Raw genomic sequence first — 17,985 nt, 5'->3', positions numbered from 1 at the left:
TTTCTTTCGACTAATAAACAAGGAGGTTATTATGGAACAATTTTACTACATTTTAAAATATTTAATTCTTGGTCTGTTCCAAGGACTAACAGAACCAATTCCGATTTCTTCAAGTGGTCACCTCGTTTTAGCACAGCATTTGCTAGGACTAAAAATAGAAGGGTTTAGCTTCGAACTACTTGTTAATTCAGCTTCATTATTAGCTGTATTACTTATTTATAGAAATGATTTAATTCGTCTAACGAAGAATGGTCTATCTTATATATTTACAAGAGCTGAAGACGCAAAATCAGATTTCTTCTTTATTATTTACCTTGTTATTGCGACCATTCCAGCAGGTGTTATTGGTGTTTTATTTAAGGATTACATCGATCAATACTTAAAAGGCGTGAAGATGGTTGGGATTTCCCTTCTTATTACTGCTGTCGGCCTTTGGATTATTAGAAACCTACGTGGACGTAAAAATGATGGTGATCTTTCTATGAAAGATGCAATCATCGTCGGATTAGCACAAGCTTGCGCACTAATTCCTGGAATAAGCCGATCAGGTGCAACAATCGTAGCAGCGATGTTACTTGGTATGAAGCAAGAAACAGCTCTTCGTTTCTCATTCTTACTATATATCCCTGTTAGCTTAGGTGGTTTATTACTAAGTATTACAGACATTGCAAAAGATCCAAATCTAGACACATTATTCGTGCCGTATATCGTTGCGTTTATCGCAACATTTATCATGACGTATATTTCATTAAAATGGTTTATGAACATTATGGCAAAAGGAAATTTAAAATATTTCTCTTTCTATTGTATTATCGTAGGTGTACTTACTCTTATTTTCTTATAAAGTGAAACTTACAAAGCGAAAAGCGAGTCATTCTATTAAACTAGGATGACTCGCTTTTTTTATATCTTTATAATGATAAAGCCCCTCTTACTTTTCTGTACAGTAAGAGGGGGCCTTTTATGCGTATACTTTCTTTTCTTGGCAATACAAACGAATAACATGTTTATTTTGTTGAAATACATCATGCGTTAGGCGGATAATAATAAAATTTCGTTTTGTTTGATCATCATGAACAAAAATCTGTTCTCCCTCCTGAAAATGCCATGCACTTTCAAAAGTTGTAATATGATCCCCACTTACAGAAAAAAGCTCATATCGCATATCTTGTCCCTCTCTCAACTTATGATAATCATAATATTCTTATATTAAATTTAGTATAACTTAATTCCATTGAAATTTGTAATTTTTTCTATTTCGAAATATTTTAATTTTGTTTTTAGACTCTTTTAGCGTTATAATGATAAACGAATTTTCATTGAAAGGAGCTTCATTTTGACTGCATATTTATTTCCAGTAAAAACAGCATTTATTTTATTTCCTATTTTAGCAATGTTTCTCTTACTACCTTTTTTAATATTTAATTACCGAAAGTATGGTTATTTAAATAAATGGCGCTCATTTATTTTATACTCATTATTACTTTACTTATTAAATGCCTTTTTTCTTGTGATTTTGCCGTTACCACAAACATATGATACTTGTAGCCTACAGCTACCTAATACGCAGCACATGCAACTATCACCATTTTATTTCATACAAGAGATTAGTAATCATACCTCGGCAATTTTAACGAAACCAGCTACTTATTTCTACCTATTAAAAGAATCTGCGTTTTTACAAGTAGCATTTAACGTTCTATTAACCGTTCCATTCGGTATTTACTTACGTTATTATTTCCGACGTAGTTTCTTGCAGACTATTTTCATTTCTTTATGTCTTTCACTATTTTTCGAGCTAACCCAAGTGACTGGATTATATGGTATTTATAATTGTGCCTATCGCCTATTTGATATCGATGATTTGTTTTTAAACACACTAGGCGGCGTAATCGGTTTTATCATTGCACCAATATTTACGTACTTCCTTCCGAAAGCAAACGAATTAGATAGTCATATTGATTTAGAAACGAAACCAGTCGGATTCGTTCGTCGCTTTATCGCGATGCAAATTGATTGGATTCTCTTATCTATCGTTGTACCTGTCATTAAAAACAAAGGAAATTCTTTCTTTGTTTCTAATATTCAATCTTACACGAACATATACGAACTCATTTTCATAACGTGTTCGATCTTTATTTACTTTATTATCATTCCATACTTTACGAATGGAAAGACAATTGGTAAAGCATTGCTTCGTATTTACGTGAAAGGAAAATCAGATCGTATTACGTTGAAGGAGCTATTCATCCGTTACGGTATATTCTACTTCGTTTTAGGCGGAATCAATTATATTCTTTCTAGTAGCTCTATCTTAAATCTTGAAGAGCCTTTAGTATTACTAGTTATATTATTATTCCAACTCGTAATTAACGGTCTATTTATTATTCATGTTTTATTACATGTATTTAGTCGTGATAAGTTACTATTTTACGAGCGCATTAGTCAAACAAGAAATGCGATCGTACTAAAAAAAGCTGACAAGTAATACTTTGTCAGCTTTTTTTCATAATCGTAAATAATTTTTCTGTGTAAGGATTTGAAAACATTTCTGCTTCATCTAATAACTTCCTCACCTTTAGAAACGAATGCAATTCTGGATATATATTTTGTAATTTTTCGTACGTTAACGTATGCATTTTCCCCCAATGCGGGCGTCCTTCATACTTTAAAAAAATTTTCTCCACCTCACCAAAATAAGCAGCATACTTCATACCTTTATACATATGAACAGCAATGTACGCTGAATCCCTTCCGTACGCTGGGCTGAGCCATATATCATCACTTTTCACATAACGGCATTCAATTGGGAAGTGCACTTTATATTTTTTCTTTTCAATAAGGTTTGAAATCTCTTCTACAACGGCCCGCATATATTTTGAAGGAACACTATACTCCATTTCATAAAACGGAACCGCACGCGATGTAGCAAATACTTCATAACTCGGACCAATTATCTTTGTATTCGGTACAGCTTTAGCCGATAATCGACTTACTCCTTTACTTATAGAAGGAAACCATTTACACCCTTTAGATAACAAAGAAAACATCTTATTTTCAAGCAACTCTACCTTTAGTTTATGCCATTTTAAATCACTTTTTTTCCCCGTTGTTTCGTTTGTAAATTTCACTTGCACTTCATCTGAATAAGGAAAAACGAAAAATTCGAAATGGCGATTCTTCTTATATTCATCTAGCTTGTTCATTACAGTAGATAATGACTGTTTTTCACTTTTATAAACGAGTGAATAGGCTGGAATAACCTTCAATTTTATTTTTACAATGATACCTAACATTCCAAGCGACAACTGAAAGGCTCTCCAATATTCCACATTCTCAGATTCCGAACAAACTATACTCTCACCTGTAGATAAAACTGCGGTAATCTCTATAACTTGTGTTGATAAACTTCCAAAGGTAATACCCGTTCCATGAGTCCCTGTACTAATCGCTCCTGCAATCGATTGTGAATCAATATCCCCTAAATTTTCTTGTGCATAACCCTTTTCTTCAAGTAACCTCCCTAAATCATGTAACTTTGTTCCTGCCCACACTTCCGCAGTCATCTTCTTTGCATCAATATTCATAATACCGTTCAATTCATCTAAAGAAACTAAAATTTCTTCCGTTTGTACAAGAGGTGTAAACGAGTGCCCTGAACCGACAACGCGAATTTTCTTCCCTTTTTTTCGTGCAAGCTCTACAACTTCTACTACATCTTGTATACTTTCTGGATACATCGTATAATGCGGTATCCCTTCTACATTCCCTGTCCAATTTCTCCATTTTTGTCCCTTTATAGAAAGCATTGACCATCCCCCCGATATGTTGAATACTCCCCAACAATCTCTCCTTCTTTCACACGATATAAAAAAGGAAACCGCTCACATAACTCCCCAGCTTTACTATGGCGAAACAAGATAGAATCTCCTATCTCGACTCGTTCCTCACCGTTATAAAAAATCGGTGTTTGTACTTCACCAGCGCCTTCTAAAGCTAATAGTTTCGCACCATCTGGCCTCCAAATCTCAGGTTCTTTATCTTTCCCAATTGCGCCTGAAGCAATATATCCACCACCTAGACAAGTGTAAATAGATGGGGCTGGTTTACGCACAACTGGTAAAGCAAATCCGACAGCTGGATGAAATTGCACCTCTTTATAATAATCAAACAGCTTCGGGGCATAAAAAGCAGAACCTATTGTAATCTCCGAAACTGAATTATCTTTCTCAGTTGTTTTTATACTTCCTGTGCCTCCCCCATTTACAAACCTTAGTTCAATACCTAAGTTTTGTATTTCTTTTACGATATATCCTCTTCTTTCTTTAACTTCTAACACCGATTTCTTCTTTAAATACGAAATCACTTTACTTTTCACTCGTTGATTCGGGATGTGATCCCCTACCCCAGCAATTTGAGCTTCATATCCCATTACACCATCTAGTATTAAAAACAATGATTCTTTCACTCTTTTTACTATTTTCAAAGCACCTTGCACATCTTTTACTGGTGATCTGTTTACCCCAAAATGAAATTTTAAAAAACGACTACTCATATCAATATCCAAACAAACACGGAAACACCCTTTAGACTTCTCAGCAATTTTTTCTAAATAAGCGATATGGTCTTCACAATCTACCATACAAGTTATAATGAGCCCTTGCTTTGTTAGCAAACTTATTTCATGTAAGGCTCTTTCATCATAAGCAGGATATCCGAGCAATAAATCATTGAATCCTTGTTTAATTAAAAACAAAGCCTCTCTAGGTGAAAAACACATAATACCTTGAAATCGATCATTTACAGCTAAAATCTTTTGCATAACCGGAACAGAACGTAACGATTTACTCGCTATACGAATCTTCTTATTTCCACTTAATTCTATAATCGATTGAATATTTCTATCTAAAGCCACTTCATCTAAAAATGCACACGGTAATGGAACTTCTTTAAACATTCCTCGATCCACATTTTTTCTCTCCTCTTCTCTATATGTCTTATACATATTGGAAAGAAAGTTTAAATTTCCTCTTACAAAATAAAAAAGTTTCTTCTTATTTAAGAAGAAACTTTTTTAGGACTACTTCATAGAAATAGTCGCCTCTACTGGATAATGATCAGAATAATCATCATACGTATATTTTTTGAGCCATGATGTAACAATCCACTGTGGAGATTTCGGTTGTAATACTTTATTCTCTATAAATGATGGATTCGCATGATCTTTACTTGCAATAATATAATCTAAATACTCGGCAGGGCTATCAGGGAAATTATATTTCGCTATACTGTTTGTCGTCGCATCCCAAGTTGCTGTATGTCCTGTATAAGATGGAATAGAAGCGTGCAATGTTTTGAACATGGATGCGTACTCTGAGTCACTATTGTTCTCTGCATTTATTTTATTCACGTTCATATCACCACCAAATAGGACGTACTCGTCATTTGGTATATTCTTATTTTTAATAAAGTCTTGAATTTCTTTTAACTGGCTTGTACGTACAGATGCAGGTGAAGTTTTTCCGCACATACTATCTTCAGCCTGCAAATGCGTCCCAATTACATGAACGAAACGATCATCTTTCTTAATTTTTGTGTATACAAACCCTTTATTTGATAAATTATCTGGCCCGCATCCTTTTGCAAATACATATTGAATCTTTTCAACGATCGGCCATTTGCTCACGATTGCGACGCCCCCGTCTTCAGGAGTTGAAGATGAATAACTACCTAACGTTTTATCCCATTCATTTCCGTTACTACGACCTAATACCGCTGTTTGATTTGGATACTCTTTCTTCAAGTTTCCTAATAAGCGATTTGAAGCACTATTATCAAACACTTCATTTAATATAACAACATCTTGATTCTTTATATAATCTGCCGACCCAATTAAATCAGCACGCTGACTTTGTCCCCAGTTTGGATATAAGTTTGTTGATAGCATGTACACGTTATGCGTCATCACTTTTAAAGTATTATTTTGATTTGTAGACGTTTCTGCTTGAGCTGAAGATCCTCCGTATAAAACTCCTAAGCCAATCCCAAAGCTAAGTACACCTTTTAGCAATTTACCTTTCACGTTTCATACCTCCATGTGTATAGTGATAAAAAGGCCAAATACTCTATTATGAGATTTGACCTTTTTTTAAATACTTAACGATCTCCGTACGTATCAAACCAAAGCTGAATATATCCGGCAGTAACACGTTGTGCATCCATTAATCGCTTACCTGTCATTGGTGTAACTTCAGCACGCCATTTATCTGCATATTCTTGTGATACAGCTGCTTTTACGAACCAATCTTTCGTATTATCATTTACAATTCCAGAGTAATCTTGTTTAGCTGCTACTGCCGCACCATGAATCCACTCTTCTGGATTTGTACCTTTCCAGTTCCAATATCCATTTCCATCCGTTACTTTATAATTATCTTTAATTGTATCTACAAAGTTTTCATATTTAGAATGGAATCCTTGTGGATACGAAAGGTTTGTAAAGTTTGCCGCATGCATCGGTTGGTTTACATCTCCTAAATAATGAAGAGATAATCCTAAATAGAAGAATGCTTGTTTCATATCTTTATTTTTGTATGAATCACCAGCTAATTTAAAATATTTAGCTCCAGTTTCTTTTGCCTGCTTTGCAAATGGGATATATGTTTTTCCATTGTCTGGATCATAGAAATGTGAAGCAAATGTGCTATTATCATAATAAGGATTTTCATAGTCAGCAGCATAAATACCATTTTCTAATTCCGTACGCCATTCATTTAATTGTGCAACTCGATCTTGTTTTACAAGTGTTGTATTACGAGACATAATATCCATTGCACGGTTTACAATCCATAAATGAGAGTTTACGCCTTCTTTATGTTTATCTTCAGCAGACCAGCGCGGAATAACGCCTACTCTCTGTCCTCCATCGTTTTCATGGGCAAACGCAACACTTTGTAACGGTGCTACTAACGTAATAGCTGCTGCTAAAGCAAGTACTTTCTTTTTCATCTGAAATCCTCCATTTTATAATTGAATTATTGTAAACTTTTTGTTAGGATCCTATGATATCATCTGGTTAACCTATGACTAGAATATCCCACCTTTCATGAAATTTCTATCAATAAATTAAAATATGCAAATGTTCATATCATTATAACTTTATACATAGTGAATATAATGAATGAATGCACTTCTATTGTAATAAAGTATTATTAAGCTACTACAAATACTTGTCTAAACTAATGTAAAAAAAGAGTAAAGCATCCACATGCTTTACTCTTTTTTTCTATTAGATAATATACTCGGCAATTGTACATTAACTGCCAACTTATGAATAAATCCAAACACTAATCCAATCCCAATAAATATGTATAAGATTGTAAATATCTTTCCGAAATCAGTTTGCGGACTAAAATTCCCATCACCAACAGTCGTCAACGTGACCACACTAAAATATAAAGCGTCAAGTGGGCGCAATCCTTCAACTGTACTATAAAAAATCGTACCCGATGTTAATGTTAAAAATGTTAATACGAATAACACTTGAAATTCTTTATCTTTCCACGCTCGTAAACAAGCTTTTAGCATCCGTTTCAATGTCAACATAAATGAGAGCATTAGACTTCCCCTTCCAAACAAAATACCTTTAGTTAAGAGAAAGTCTATCACCTTTCTGTATAGAAAAAAAGTAGCCCTCTTCTATTTCTAGAAAAGAGCTACTTTTTACTATTCTCTATTATTTAGGTGAAACAAGAATTTTCACTTGTGTTTTATCTTTTACAAGTGCTTCAAATCCTTCTTCAACAACTTGGTCCACTGTGATTTTCTTCGTAATTAATTTCTCTGCTTGAATTTGACCAGAGCTAATTAATTTAATAACAGCTGGGAAAATATGACGGTATCCAAGAATACCTATAACTTCTTTTTCTTTTAATACAAGGTTGTTTGGAGTAATTGTCGCATCTTTTTCCCACACACTAACAATTACAGTTTGACCTTCAAAGCTTGTACTTTCAATCGCTTGACGAAGCACTACTTCAACACCTGTTACTTCAAAGCTCACATTTACACCTAAACCATTTGTTAAGTTGCGAATTTCAGCTAACACATCTTGAGTCGCTGGATTCAATACGTAATCCGCACCTGCTAATTTTGCTAACTCTTGACGCTCTTTAGAAAGTTCAACTGCAATAACAGGAGTCGCTCCTGCTGCTTTAGCTGCTTGAATGACAAGAAGTCCAATTGGACCACAACCAAATACTGCTACAGCTTCCCCTTCTTTTAATTTACTTTGACGTACTGCATGAACTGCTACCGCTGCTGGTTCTACAAGCGCACCTTGTTCATACGTCATTTCATCTGGAATATGGTGAACCATATCTTCTGGTACTACTGTATATTCAGAGAAACCGCCGCCGTCCCCGCCAAGACCGTGGAAAACAAGTTGTTCACAAACATTGTAATGTCCATGTTTACAAGCTTCACATTTACCACAAGAATAAATTGGTTCTACAACGACGCGATCTCCCACTTTATGAGAAGTAACGCCTTCACCGATTTCAACTACCTCACCACTAAATTCATGACCTAAAATAACCGGTGCTTTTACATGTGTTAATGGATGCTCTTCTGTTGGAATAAAAATAGGTCCTGCTAAATATTCATGCAGGTCTGTCCCACAGATACCACACCATTTAACTTTAATCTTAACTGCTCCTGGTTTTACAGTTGGTTCTGGTACTTCCTCTACTCGTACATCACGTTGATTATGCCAAAGTAATGCTTTCATGTTTTATACATCCCTCTCTACGTATATACTTAACCTGGTGAAGTTTACAAATCTATTATAATACTTTCATCCATATATTTCAAAAAAACAATCTCATTTTCACTAAATTTTAACAAATAACGTTCAATATTTTGTCACTTTGTACTTTTTTCCACATCTGTTAATGCTAATTTCATTGCGGTTGAAATTAGCATTATGCCATAATAGCATAGGAGAGGTGAATATCGCTTGAAATATTTTATTTACTTTATTGTTATCGTAGCGTTTCTAGATACATTTTCACAATTACCTATTATGAGTACGTTCGCTCAAAGTCTTGGAGGATCTCCTCTTATTATTGGGCTAGTTGTCGGTATGTACTCATTCGCTAATATGATTGGTAATATTATTGCTGGCGCTGCTGTCGATAAATTTGGTGCAAAAAAAATACTTTATATAAGCATGGGACTTACGAGTTTCATAGTCTTGTTATACACCGTTGTTCAAAGTGGTGAACAACTATTAGTTGTGCGCTTTATGCACGGCTTTAGTGATGGATTTTTAATTCCTGCTGCCTTTACGTTTTTATCAAAACAAACAAATACAGCAAGACAAGGTAAGGCAATGGCTCTATCTGGTGCTGCTGTTGGAACAGCGGCAATTGTAGGACCAGCTTTCAGTGGTATTATGAAAGCTACCGCTGGTATAGAGTGGGTGTTCATTACTATTTCTATTTTAATGGTCCTTGGTACAATCGTATCTCTATTCTTCTTACCAAATAACGTATCAAGAAAAGATACTTCAAGAACACAAATGATGAACAAAGAAAATATGATTGAACTATTGAAATCAGAACCGTTATTACAAGCATATATTGGTGCTTTCACACTAATGTTTTCACAAGGGATTGTGACTTATATGTTACCAGTGAAAGTTGAGGCATTAGCACTTAAAGCATCTACAACAGGCATGATGTTAAGTGTATTCGGAATTACCGCTATCCTCTTCTTCTTACTGCCAACAAATCGTATTTACGATCGATTTAATCGCTCAAAACTCATGCTAATCGGGATTGCAGTAATGGCATTCGCGCTATCTTTACTTGGATTATTCGCAACAAAAGGTATGCTCTTTATCGTTATGATGATTTATGGCATTGGATTTGCTATCCTTTTCCCATCCATAAATGCATTACTTGTTGAAAATACGACAGATGATAAGCGCGGAAAAGCATTCGGATTGTTTTATGCTTTCTTCTCATTAGGAGTTGTTGCTGGATCCTTTACAGTTGGTGCAATCGGGGCATCCCCTAGCGTCAGCTTCGTTATCGGAACTGCATTCTTAGTAGCATTTGCTGGAATGATTTATGTCAGAAGCAAAGTAAAAGGCAAAGACAAAGTAAAAAAGACAATGATAGGATAATTCCATCATTGTCTTTTTTTAAAATGCATATTGATATAGCCCGTAATATAATGGCAGCGTTGGAATAATACCAATTAATTTGAATATAAAAGGTAACTGGTCATCCTTCTCTTCATATAAACGTAAAACAAAAACTGCAGTTAAAGTCCAAATGATGCTAAACACAAAGATGCATTGCCAAACGATCAGCGTCAATATTTGTACATCAAAAACAAATCCAAATAGTCCTATCCATGTAATAATAGACACTACAAAATCAAACTTTTGAATCGGTGTTTGAAACATCCCTCTTACTAACGAAGTAATAGCTAATATCGCTACAATTACTAAATAAATTTTCCACAACATAATGATAAACTCCTATTCAATTCAACTTTTAACTCTCAACAAACCATATTTAATGAATAATATGGCATTATATTTTTCATAGAAATAATACAACGGATAACAAAATAAGAAGAAAATAAGTACAGTTGGTACATCATCTATAATAGAAAAATATTTTACTAGTAATTCCTTAGTACTCTCTCCAATTATAATAAACAGTGGAATGATACAAATTGCCGCTAATATTAAGCATGGTGTGATCCTCATTTCTTTTAATTTCACCTTACAATGTGGACACCTGAATGAAAAAGGATGCGGGAGATCCATAATATGTTGCGCAGTAATATTCCCTTCACACTGTGGACATTCAATTATTTCTTTCATTTAACTCACTCCTTTCTATCCATAAAAAAGAGCCCTATCCAATAGCGCTCTTTTTTGCCAAATATATTACTTTTGTGTGTAGCTAATTAACAATGTAAATAAATTGAATGGTAAAGGCAATACTACATTTCTTCCTTTACAAAAAAAGTGTATAAATACCGACGATACTTCGACAATTTCCTCGGAAATATTTTCTTTCCCCACATAATTTGATACACTACATGTGAACAGACACTTATATTACATAAGCTAAAATAATAACTTACTGTACAAATTTAAAAAGCACACTCTTCCTATGAAGAATGTGCTTTTCGTTTATTAACGTTTAATCCAAACAGCCCCTGCCGATTTATCCTCTGCCTGTCCAACAACTTGGAATTTAAGTCCAAGGTTTGGAACTTTTCTTCCTGCGTCTGCAATTTGTTTATTACTATATACTTTTGAATCATCAAAAGTTGTAACACCTTGTATTCCAGAATAGTTAAACTGTCCACGTGTTAATGAATTTGCACTCCATGCTGGTGTTTGATCAAATGAAAATGCAGCGTCTGCAATTTGCATACCTGTATTACCGTAAGTTGGTCTTCCGTTTAAGTTGCCAACAAATGCCTCTGGATGCGAATCTACAACACCAAGGAACCCTTCACCTGGATGCACCCCAACCCAGTTATCTTTGAAGCTATCATCTGCATACCAAACGACAAGACCTGTATTATACACTGGGCCTTTCCCTGCTTTTAATCCATTATCTGATCCCGCATAGTTTCTCCACTCTAAGTAGTAATAATGTGCTTTCTTTTCTGTTCCATCAGAAACAACAAAACCATTTAACTTCATTTTAGACTGTTCTTCTGCATCATCAGAAAATACAACTTGTCCATCAACAGTTACATTTACATTATCCATTGCGAAACCTTTATATGTTACAGCCGGATCTGTAATATAGTCGAATTGTAGTTTCACTTTCTTCCCTTTAAATTGACTTAAATCGTATGATTTATCAATCCATTTCCCATCTGTTGTATCTTTATCTTCTTGGACTATCTTTTCTCCCAGTCTATCAATTAATATTTTCGTTCCATCTTCTGTTACTGCATGTACTTCGACAAAATCACACTCTGCTTCTAACTCATAATTTGCTTTATAATCGAATTTTGCATTTGTTCCTTTTGTTAAGTCAAAGAACGGTGTTTCTAATGTTGTATGCATATCATCGCCTCTTGTACTATAATATGCATGCTTTCCAAACTCCGGTTTAATCGTTTCAACACTTTTACCTGGTAAGTTAACACGTACAACGCCTGGACGATTGGATTTCGTAACACTTTGATCAATATATGTAGGAATTCCTACTCCACGCTTAATTTTATCGTAATCTACTTCTAAAATTTTTGCCCAGTTGCCACCCATATTCTTTTGCAAGAAATCTTTATTTTGTGGTGAGAAACTAGTTGGCTCTGTTCCTGCAATTTTCCCTGTCCAACTACCTCCACTCATTAATGACCAAGCTTCGACAGGTGAACCAGTTCCAGTATATTTCGTGTCATATTCATCCGGTAGGCCAAGATCATGTCCAAATTCATGCGCAAATACACCTACTGCTCCATCTTCTGGTTCAATTGTGTAATCATGCGCTGCTACTTTTCCACCAAAGTAATCTACCTTTGATTTTGTCCCTTCAACCGCTACTGGATCTATTGCTAATTTTGAACGATGTGACCAAATTGCATCATCACCTAATTTACCGCCACCAGCTTCTTGACCAACGCCAGCATGGATTACCATTAAATGATCAATTACACCGTCAGGTTCATTTTGATTTCCATCACCATTTGTATCATATCTATCAAATTGATCAAATTGAGATAAATCTAGCCCTTTCTCAGCAGCTGCATGTAAAGCTTCTTTCACTAAATCACGTGCGCCTTTTGGCCCTTTATTATCGTGACCACTACTACCATCAGCACCGTAGTCAGACGCTTTCCCTGGGACAGTTAGCCATTCCGTTACATATCCATCCGTCGTATAACTACCGCCAGACTGCTCTTCATAATATTGTTTAAATGTTTTTACTTTCGAACCATCAAATAATGTATAAGGCTCATTACCAAACAACATCTTTTGATAATGCTCTCTACTAAAGTCATTCGAATACATATACCCTGGCGTTTGATCAATATTATTATGTTTATAATCACTAAATTCAACGAGTAATACTAATACTTTATCAGTTCGAACAGATCCCTTATACGGTGCTTGCTTTGCTTTAGAAGTTGGAACTTGTCCATTCAATTGCTTTTTATTTGGTTCTGGCTTTTGCTCAGGGCTAACATTTTTTTCAGGTTTTTTTACCTTTTCCTTTTCTTCCATTTTTTTCTCTTTTACTTTTTTCACAAAATCAGAGGCCTCTTTAGCAGTATCCGCTGGAAGAATTTCTTTATTTGCCTGATCGCCTTGTTTCTTTTCAATATACTTTTCTACAGCTTTTTTCGTTTCTTCTTTAGAAGATGCTGGATTAATTGTTCCTCTTTCTTTCAACGCTTCCGCTAAACGATCTTCTTGAATTAAATTGTAATCAATTGGTGTTGTAGATACATTTTCTTTCTCTTTTGCTGGCGTTTCTGCGTATGCTAGCGGAGTACTCATTACAGATGTGCATCCGATAATTGCCGCAATTGCTAATGATGACAACACTTTAAATGGCGCTTTTCTTCTCATTCTATTTCTCTCCTTTTATAAAACTTAAAATTCAGATAAATCAGTGCATTCAAATCGAAATCCCTATTTTCTGCCCTCCCTATATAAAAAGGCATAATTCTATAAACGTTAAGCTTTCTGTTATAGAATCATGCCCCTCCAGTTTTCTGGTCAGAACCTCTACCTTTTTATGTCGAAATATGAAAAATAAAAAGTGATTTGATATATATTAAATAGCTTATATAACAAATTTAAAAGACAATATGCAAAATTGCATGAAAATTCTTTTAAATAAAAAAAGAACCCTAGTCAATTAAACTAGGATTCTTGATTTTCTATTATTTCTCTTGTGTTTTTTCCCAATCAGCTAAGAACTTCTCAATTCCTTGATCTGTTAATGGGTGCTTCACTAATGAAGCAATTACGTTTGCTGGGATTGTTGCAATATGTGAACCGTTTAATGCTGCTTCTGTTACGTGAACACTGTGACGTACAGATGCTGCAATGATTTCTGTTTCAATGCCGTGAATTGCAAAGATTTCTGCGATTTGGCGGATTAGGTCCATACCGTTATGACCGATATCGTCTAAGCGACCTAAGAATGGTGAAACGTATGTTGCACCAGCACGAGCTGCAAGTAATGCTTGAACTGCTGAGAATACTAATGTAACGTTTGTACGAATTCCTAAGTCAGAGAATGCTTTTACTGCTTTTAAACCTTCTGTTGTCATTGGAACTTTTACAACAACGTTTGGAGCAATTTTCGCTAACTCTTTTCCTTCTTCGATCATTTTATCAGCTTCTAAGCTAATTACTTCTGCGCTTACAGGTCCTTCTATAAAGCTGCAAATTTCACGAATACGCTCGTGGAAATCTACGCCTTCTTTTGCTACAAGTGATGGATTTGTCGTTACTCCAGCTACTACGCCTAATGCATTTGCCTCTTTAATTTCGTTAATGTTTGCTGTATCAATAAAGAATTTCATTTGTTATTCTTCCTTCCTAATTTTCATTTTATATTTATTTGTTTTTCTTAATAAGCTCTAATTCAATCGGAATAGATTTGTCCACCTTTTTACCTTGCGTGATCTCTTTTGCTGTTTGCATCGCCTTCTCCCCGATTAATTCCGGTTTTTGAGCAACTGTTGCAGCCATACGCCCATCATTAACCGCTTTTACAGCATCTTCTGTTGCATCAAAACCAACAACGACTACATCTGTTTTTCCAGAAGACTTCAATGCTTCAAGTGCCCCTAATGCCATTTCATCGTTATGCGCAAACACGGCTTTAATATCACCATTTGCTTGCAAAATGTTTTCCATAACAGATAATCCTTTTGCTCTATCAAAATCAGCTGCTTGTTTTGCAACTACTTTTAAAGACTTATCAGCTACGTTATGGAATCCTTTCCCGCGCTCACGAGCAGCAGAAGAGCCAGGGATTCCTTCTAATTCAGCAACATTTGCTCCCACGCCAACTAATTCACGAATGTAATCACTAGCCATTTGACCACCTTCAATATTATTAGAGGCAATGTGCGAAACAACTTTACCTGAATTTGCAACGCGGTCTACAGTAATAACAGGGACATTCGCTGCATTTGCCGCACTTACTGCTGAAGCAACAGCATCTGAATCGGTTGGATTAATAACAACTACATCGACACCTTTTTGAATTAAATCTTCAACATCATTTGTTTGCTTTGCTGCATCATTTTGTGCATCAACAGCAATCAACTCAATGCCGCTTTCTTTCGCTTTCTTTTCTGCCCCTTTTTTCAAAGTCACAAAAAATGGATTGTTTAAAGTTGAAACAGAGAATCCAACTTTAATAGTTTTATTTCGACCTTTATCGCTAGAATCCTTTGCCCATTCTGGTGGTTCCATTGAACAACCAGCAGTAATGACCATAATACATGCAACGAGTATAAGTAACCATTTCTTCATGAACTGTCCCTCCATTACGCTTCTTTTCGACGATCAATTAATACAGCTAGTAAGATTACAAGTCCTTTTACAACTTGTTGGAAGAAAGAAGATACGCCTAATAAATTTAAACCGTTATTTAGTACACCGATAATAAGTACACCGATGAATGTACCAACAATCCAACCTCTTCCCCCAGAAAGACTTGTTCCACCTAATACAACTGCTGCAATTGCATCTAATTCGTAAGAAGTACCTGCAGTCGGCTGTGCAGAATCTAGTCGTGATGTTAAGACAATACCTGCAAGCGCTGCCAAAATTCCGGAAAGACCATAAATCATTACTTTAATTCTCGTAACATTAATACCTGATAATGCTGCTGCTTCTTCATTTCCACCAATTGCAAATGTACGGCGACCAAATGTCGTTTTCTTCAAAATGAAGTACAGTACTGCGAAAGCGACCATCATTGTAACAGCTGGTACCGGAATACCGAGAAAATAACCGCGGCCAAACATTTGGAACATTAAATGATCACCAAGACCAGTGATCGGACGTCCGTCCATATAAACAAGCGTCAACCCGCGAAAAATAGTCATTGTTGCTAAAGTTGCAATAAATGGGGCTACTTTTCCCTTCGCTATGATGATACCGTTTACAATTCCCATTACAAGACCAGCTAATAATCCAACTGCCATTGCAAGGAACGGGTCCATGCCACTTGCCATCATTCCAGCAACAAGGGCACTTGATAATGCTAAAATAGAACCTACCGATAAGTCAATACCCCCTGTTAAAATTACAAAGGTCATTCCGAATGCAATAAGCGCATTAATCGATACTTGACGCAGTATATTAAATAAATTTGGAATCTCAATAAATGCTGGATTTAAAGCTGTAATTACGACGATAATTAATACTAAACCGATTAAAGAACCGAGTTGTTGTAATACATTCCCCTTCTTAGCCATCCTTACTCTCCCCCTGTAGCTAGTGCCATAATAGACTCTTGTGATGCCTCATCTTTCTCTAAAATGCCGCCGACTTTTCCTTCATGAATAACAAGAACGCGATCACTCATTCCTAAAACTTCTGGAAGCTCAGATGATACCATAATAACGGCATCCCCTTGCTCTGTAAGCTTATTCATAATAGAGTAAATTTCTTTTTTCGCCCCAACATCTACACCCCTTGTTGGCTCATCTAAAATGAGTAACTGCGGGTGGATACCTAGCCATTTTGCAATAACGACCTTTTGCTGATTTCCACCAGAAAGAGATTTCACCGTTTGCTCTCCACTAGCTGCTTTCACATTAAGAAGTTTCATCATATCCGCTGTAAACTGTTGTTCTAGTTCGTTACTTAAGACACTTCCCTTTGAAAGACTTTCTAAATTCGGTAAAGCTAAATTTTCTCGAATTGAGAAATCTAACACTAACCCTTCAGATTTTCTATCCTCTGTAATAAAAGCTATTCTTTGTCTAATCGCATCTATCGGACTATCAATCTTTACTTCTTGTCCATTTATAAAAATTTGGCCAGAATCTAAAGGTTCGTATCCAAATATCGCTTTCATAATATCTGTACGACCAGCTCCCATCAAGCCAGCAACACCAAGGATTTCACCTTTTCTCACTTGAAACGAAATATTTTCAAACTTCCCTTTTTTCGTTCCGTTACGCATCTCAAAAATGACATCGCCAATTTGACTATTTCGCTCTGGGTAACGTTCACCAATGCTGCGCCCCACCATCATACTCACTACTTCATCAAATGATGTTTCCGGAATAAGTCTCTTTCCTACGTATTCCCCATCACGTAAAATCGTAATGGCATCACATATTGAAAAAATTTCTTCCATTCGGTGTGAGATATAAACGAACGAAACGCCTTCTTTACGTAATTTATTAATGACAGTAAACAACGTTTCAATTTCACGATCTGTTAATGCAGCTGTAGGTTCATCCATAATAATAACGCTCGCGTTTGTCATTAACGCTTTCGCAATTTCGATAATTTGCTGTTGTCCAACCGATAACTCTCCTGCCAACATAGCGCCTTTTACATGTAATCCTAATTCTGCTAGTTGCTGCTGCGCAATCGCGTTCATTTGACGCGTACGTAAAATACCTGTCTTCCCATACATTAACTCTTTACCGAGAAACATATTTTCAGCTACCGTTAAATTCGGTAATATGTTCAATTCTTGATGTATAAATGCAATACCGTACTCTTCAGCTTCTTTTGCATTTTTAAAAGTTCGTTCTTGGCCATCAATCGTGATTGTTCCACCATCTCTTTTGTATACACCTGTTAAAATCTTCATGAGCGTTGATTTACCCGCTCCATTTTCCCCCATCAATGCATGGACTTCTCCTGTTTCAATCATAAACTGTGCATTCTTCAAAACAGAATTGCCATTGAACGCCTTTGAAACGTTTTTCATTTCAATATGCATTCTC

General features: G+C 35.6%; 17 protein-coding genes. 3 read left to right on the top strand and 14 right to left on the bottom strand.

The genetic code is table 11. The annotated features are described in order from the left end of the window. Window positions 1-31 precede the first annotated feature (31 nt). Window positions 32-844, top strand: coding sequence for an undecaprenyl-diphosphate phosphatase (locus KZZ19_RS03505; protein ID WP_000434782.1), 813 nt, complete (start codon window positions 32-34; stop codon window positions 842-844). Window positions 845-961: 117 nt separating this feature from the next. On the opposite strand, the gene KZZ19_RS03500 is transcribed toward KZZ19_RS03505, so the two are convergent. Then, a complete protein-coding gene (locus KZZ19_RS03500; protein WP_001268328.1) occupies window positions 962-1,165 on the bottom strand; it encodes a hypothetical protein in 204 nt (67 codons plus the stop codon). A 171-nt stretch (window positions 1,166-1,336) separates the two neighbouring features. Between KZZ19_RS03500 and KZZ19_RS03495 the strand changes: the two genes are divergently transcribed. Then, complete coding sequence (locus KZZ19_RS03495; protein WP_237981628.1) at window positions 1,337-2,488, top strand: VanZ family protein; 1,152 nt, start codon at window positions 1,337-1,339, stop codon at window positions 2,486-2,488. A 7-nt stretch (window positions 2,489-2,495) separates the two neighbouring features. Here the strand turns inward: KZZ19_RS03495 and KZZ19_RS03490 are convergent, their stop codons facing one another. From KZZ19_RS03490 to bdhA, 6 genes are all read right to left on the bottom strand, one after another. Beyond that, window positions 2,496-3,809: a D-arabinono-1,4-lactone oxidase gene (locus tag KZZ19_RS03490; RefSeq protein WP_237981627.1), complete on the bottom strand. Its 1,314-nt coding sequence runs from the start codon at window positions 3,807-3,809 to the stop codon at window positions 2,496-2,498. Beyond that, on the bottom strand, window positions 3,797-4,969 hold the full coding sequence (locus tag KZZ19_RS03485) for an amino acid deaminase/aldolase (RefSeq protein WP_237981626.1): 1,173 nt from the start codon (window positions 4,967-4,969) through the stop codon (window positions 3,797-3,799). Before KZZ19_RS03485 ends, KZZ19_RS03490 begins: the two co-directional genes overlap by 13 nt. 111 nt (window positions 4,970-5,080) lie before the next feature. Next, window positions 5,081-6,082, bottom strand: coding sequence for a sphingomyelinase C (gene sph / locus KZZ19_RS03480; RefSeq protein ID WP_088095166.1), 1,002 nt, complete (start codon window positions 6,080-6,082; stop codon window positions 5,081-5,083). A 74-nt stretch (window positions 6,083-6,156) separates the two neighbouring features. After that, window positions 6,157-7,008 carry a phospholipase CerA gene (gene cerA, locus KZZ19_RS03475; RefSeq protein WP_237981625.1) on the bottom strand — a complete coding sequence of 284 codons (852 nt, stop codon included), beginning with the start codon at window positions 7,006-7,008 and terminating at the stop codon, window positions 6,157-6,159. A 264-nt stretch (window positions 7,009-7,272) separates the two neighbouring features. Further along, window positions 7,273-7,617 (bottom strand): potassium channel family protein, encoded by a 345-nt coding sequence (locus KZZ19_RS03470; RefSeq protein ID WP_000948236.1) that lies wholly within the window; start codon window positions 7,615-7,617, stop codon window positions 7,273-7,275. Between the two features lie 118 nt (window positions 7,618-7,735). Next, window positions 7,736-8,788 (bottom strand): (R,R)-butanediol dehydrogenase, encoded by a 1,053-nt coding sequence (bdhA, locus tag KZZ19_RS03465; protein WP_088095164.1) that lies wholly within the window; start codon window positions 8,786-8,788, stop codon window positions 7,736-7,738. Between the two features lie 228 nt (window positions 8,789-9,016). Here bdhA and KZZ19_RS03460 point away from each other — a divergent pair, with 228 nt between their 5' ends. Next, complete coding sequence (locus tag KZZ19_RS03460; RefSeq protein ID WP_237981624.1) at window positions 9,017-10,189, top strand: MFS transporter; 1,173 nt, start codon at window positions 9,017-9,019, stop codon at window positions 10,187-10,189. Window positions 10,190-10,207: 18 nt separating this feature from the next. On the opposite strand, the gene KZZ19_RS03455 is transcribed toward KZZ19_RS03460, so the two are convergent. The 7 genes from KZZ19_RS03455 to rbsA form a co-directional block, all read right to left on the bottom strand. Then, the gene (locus tag KZZ19_RS03455; RefSeq protein ID WP_237981623.1) at window positions 10,208-10,537 is read right to left on the bottom strand and encodes a hypothetical protein; all 330 of its coding nucleotides are present in this window, start codon (window positions 10,535-10,537) and stop codon (window positions 10,208-10,210) included. A 21-nt stretch (window positions 10,538-10,558) separates the two neighbouring features. Next, window positions 10,559-10,900: a hypothetical protein gene (locus KZZ19_RS03450; protein ID WP_237981622.1), complete on the bottom strand. Its 342-nt coding sequence runs from the start codon at window positions 10,898-10,900 to the stop codon at window positions 10,559-10,561. A 318-nt stretch (window positions 10,901-11,218) separates the two neighbouring features. Next, entirely contained in the window at window positions 11,219-13,618 is a 2,400-nt protein-coding gene (gene inhA2 / locus KZZ19_RS03445; protein WP_237981621.1) for a M6 family metalloprotease immune inhibitor InhA2, read from the bottom strand. 317 nt (window positions 13,619-13,935) lie between these two features. After that, window positions 13,936-14,583, bottom strand: a complete 648-nt coding sequence (gene fsa, locus KZZ19_RS03440; RefSeq protein ID WP_000667669.1) for a fructose-6-phosphate aldolase — start codon at window positions 14,581-14,583, stop codon at window positions 13,936-13,938. Between the two features lie 34 nt (window positions 14,584-14,617). After that, window positions 14,618-15,544: a ribose ABC transporter substrate-binding protein RbsB gene (gene rbsB / locus KZZ19_RS03435; protein WP_237981620.1), complete on the bottom strand. Its 927-nt coding sequence runs from the start codon at window positions 15,542-15,544 to the stop codon at window positions 14,618-14,620. Window positions 15,545-15,558: 14 nt separating this feature from the next. Further along, the gene (locus tag KZZ19_RS03430) at window positions 15,559-16,494 is read right to left on the bottom strand and encodes an ABC transporter permease subunit (RefSeq protein ID WP_001074645.1); all 936 of its coding nucleotides are present in this window, start codon (window positions 16,492-16,494) and stop codon (window positions 15,559-15,561) included. Window positions 16,495-16,496: 2 nt separating this feature from the next. Next, entirely contained in the window at window positions 16,497-17,981 is a 1,485-nt protein-coding gene (gene rbsA, locus KZZ19_RS03425) for a ribose ABC transporter ATP-binding protein RbsA (protein ID WP_237981619.1), read from the bottom strand. Window positions 17,982-17,985 lie beyond the last annotated feature (4 nt).

Origin of the sequence: Bacillus thuringiensis, assembly GCF_022095615.2 — a bacterium.
GTDB lineage: Bacteria > Bacillota > Bacilli > Bacillales > Bacillaceae_G > Bacillus_A > Bacillus_A cereus_AG.
This window is presented reverse-complemented; position numbering and strand designations above follow the sequence as displayed.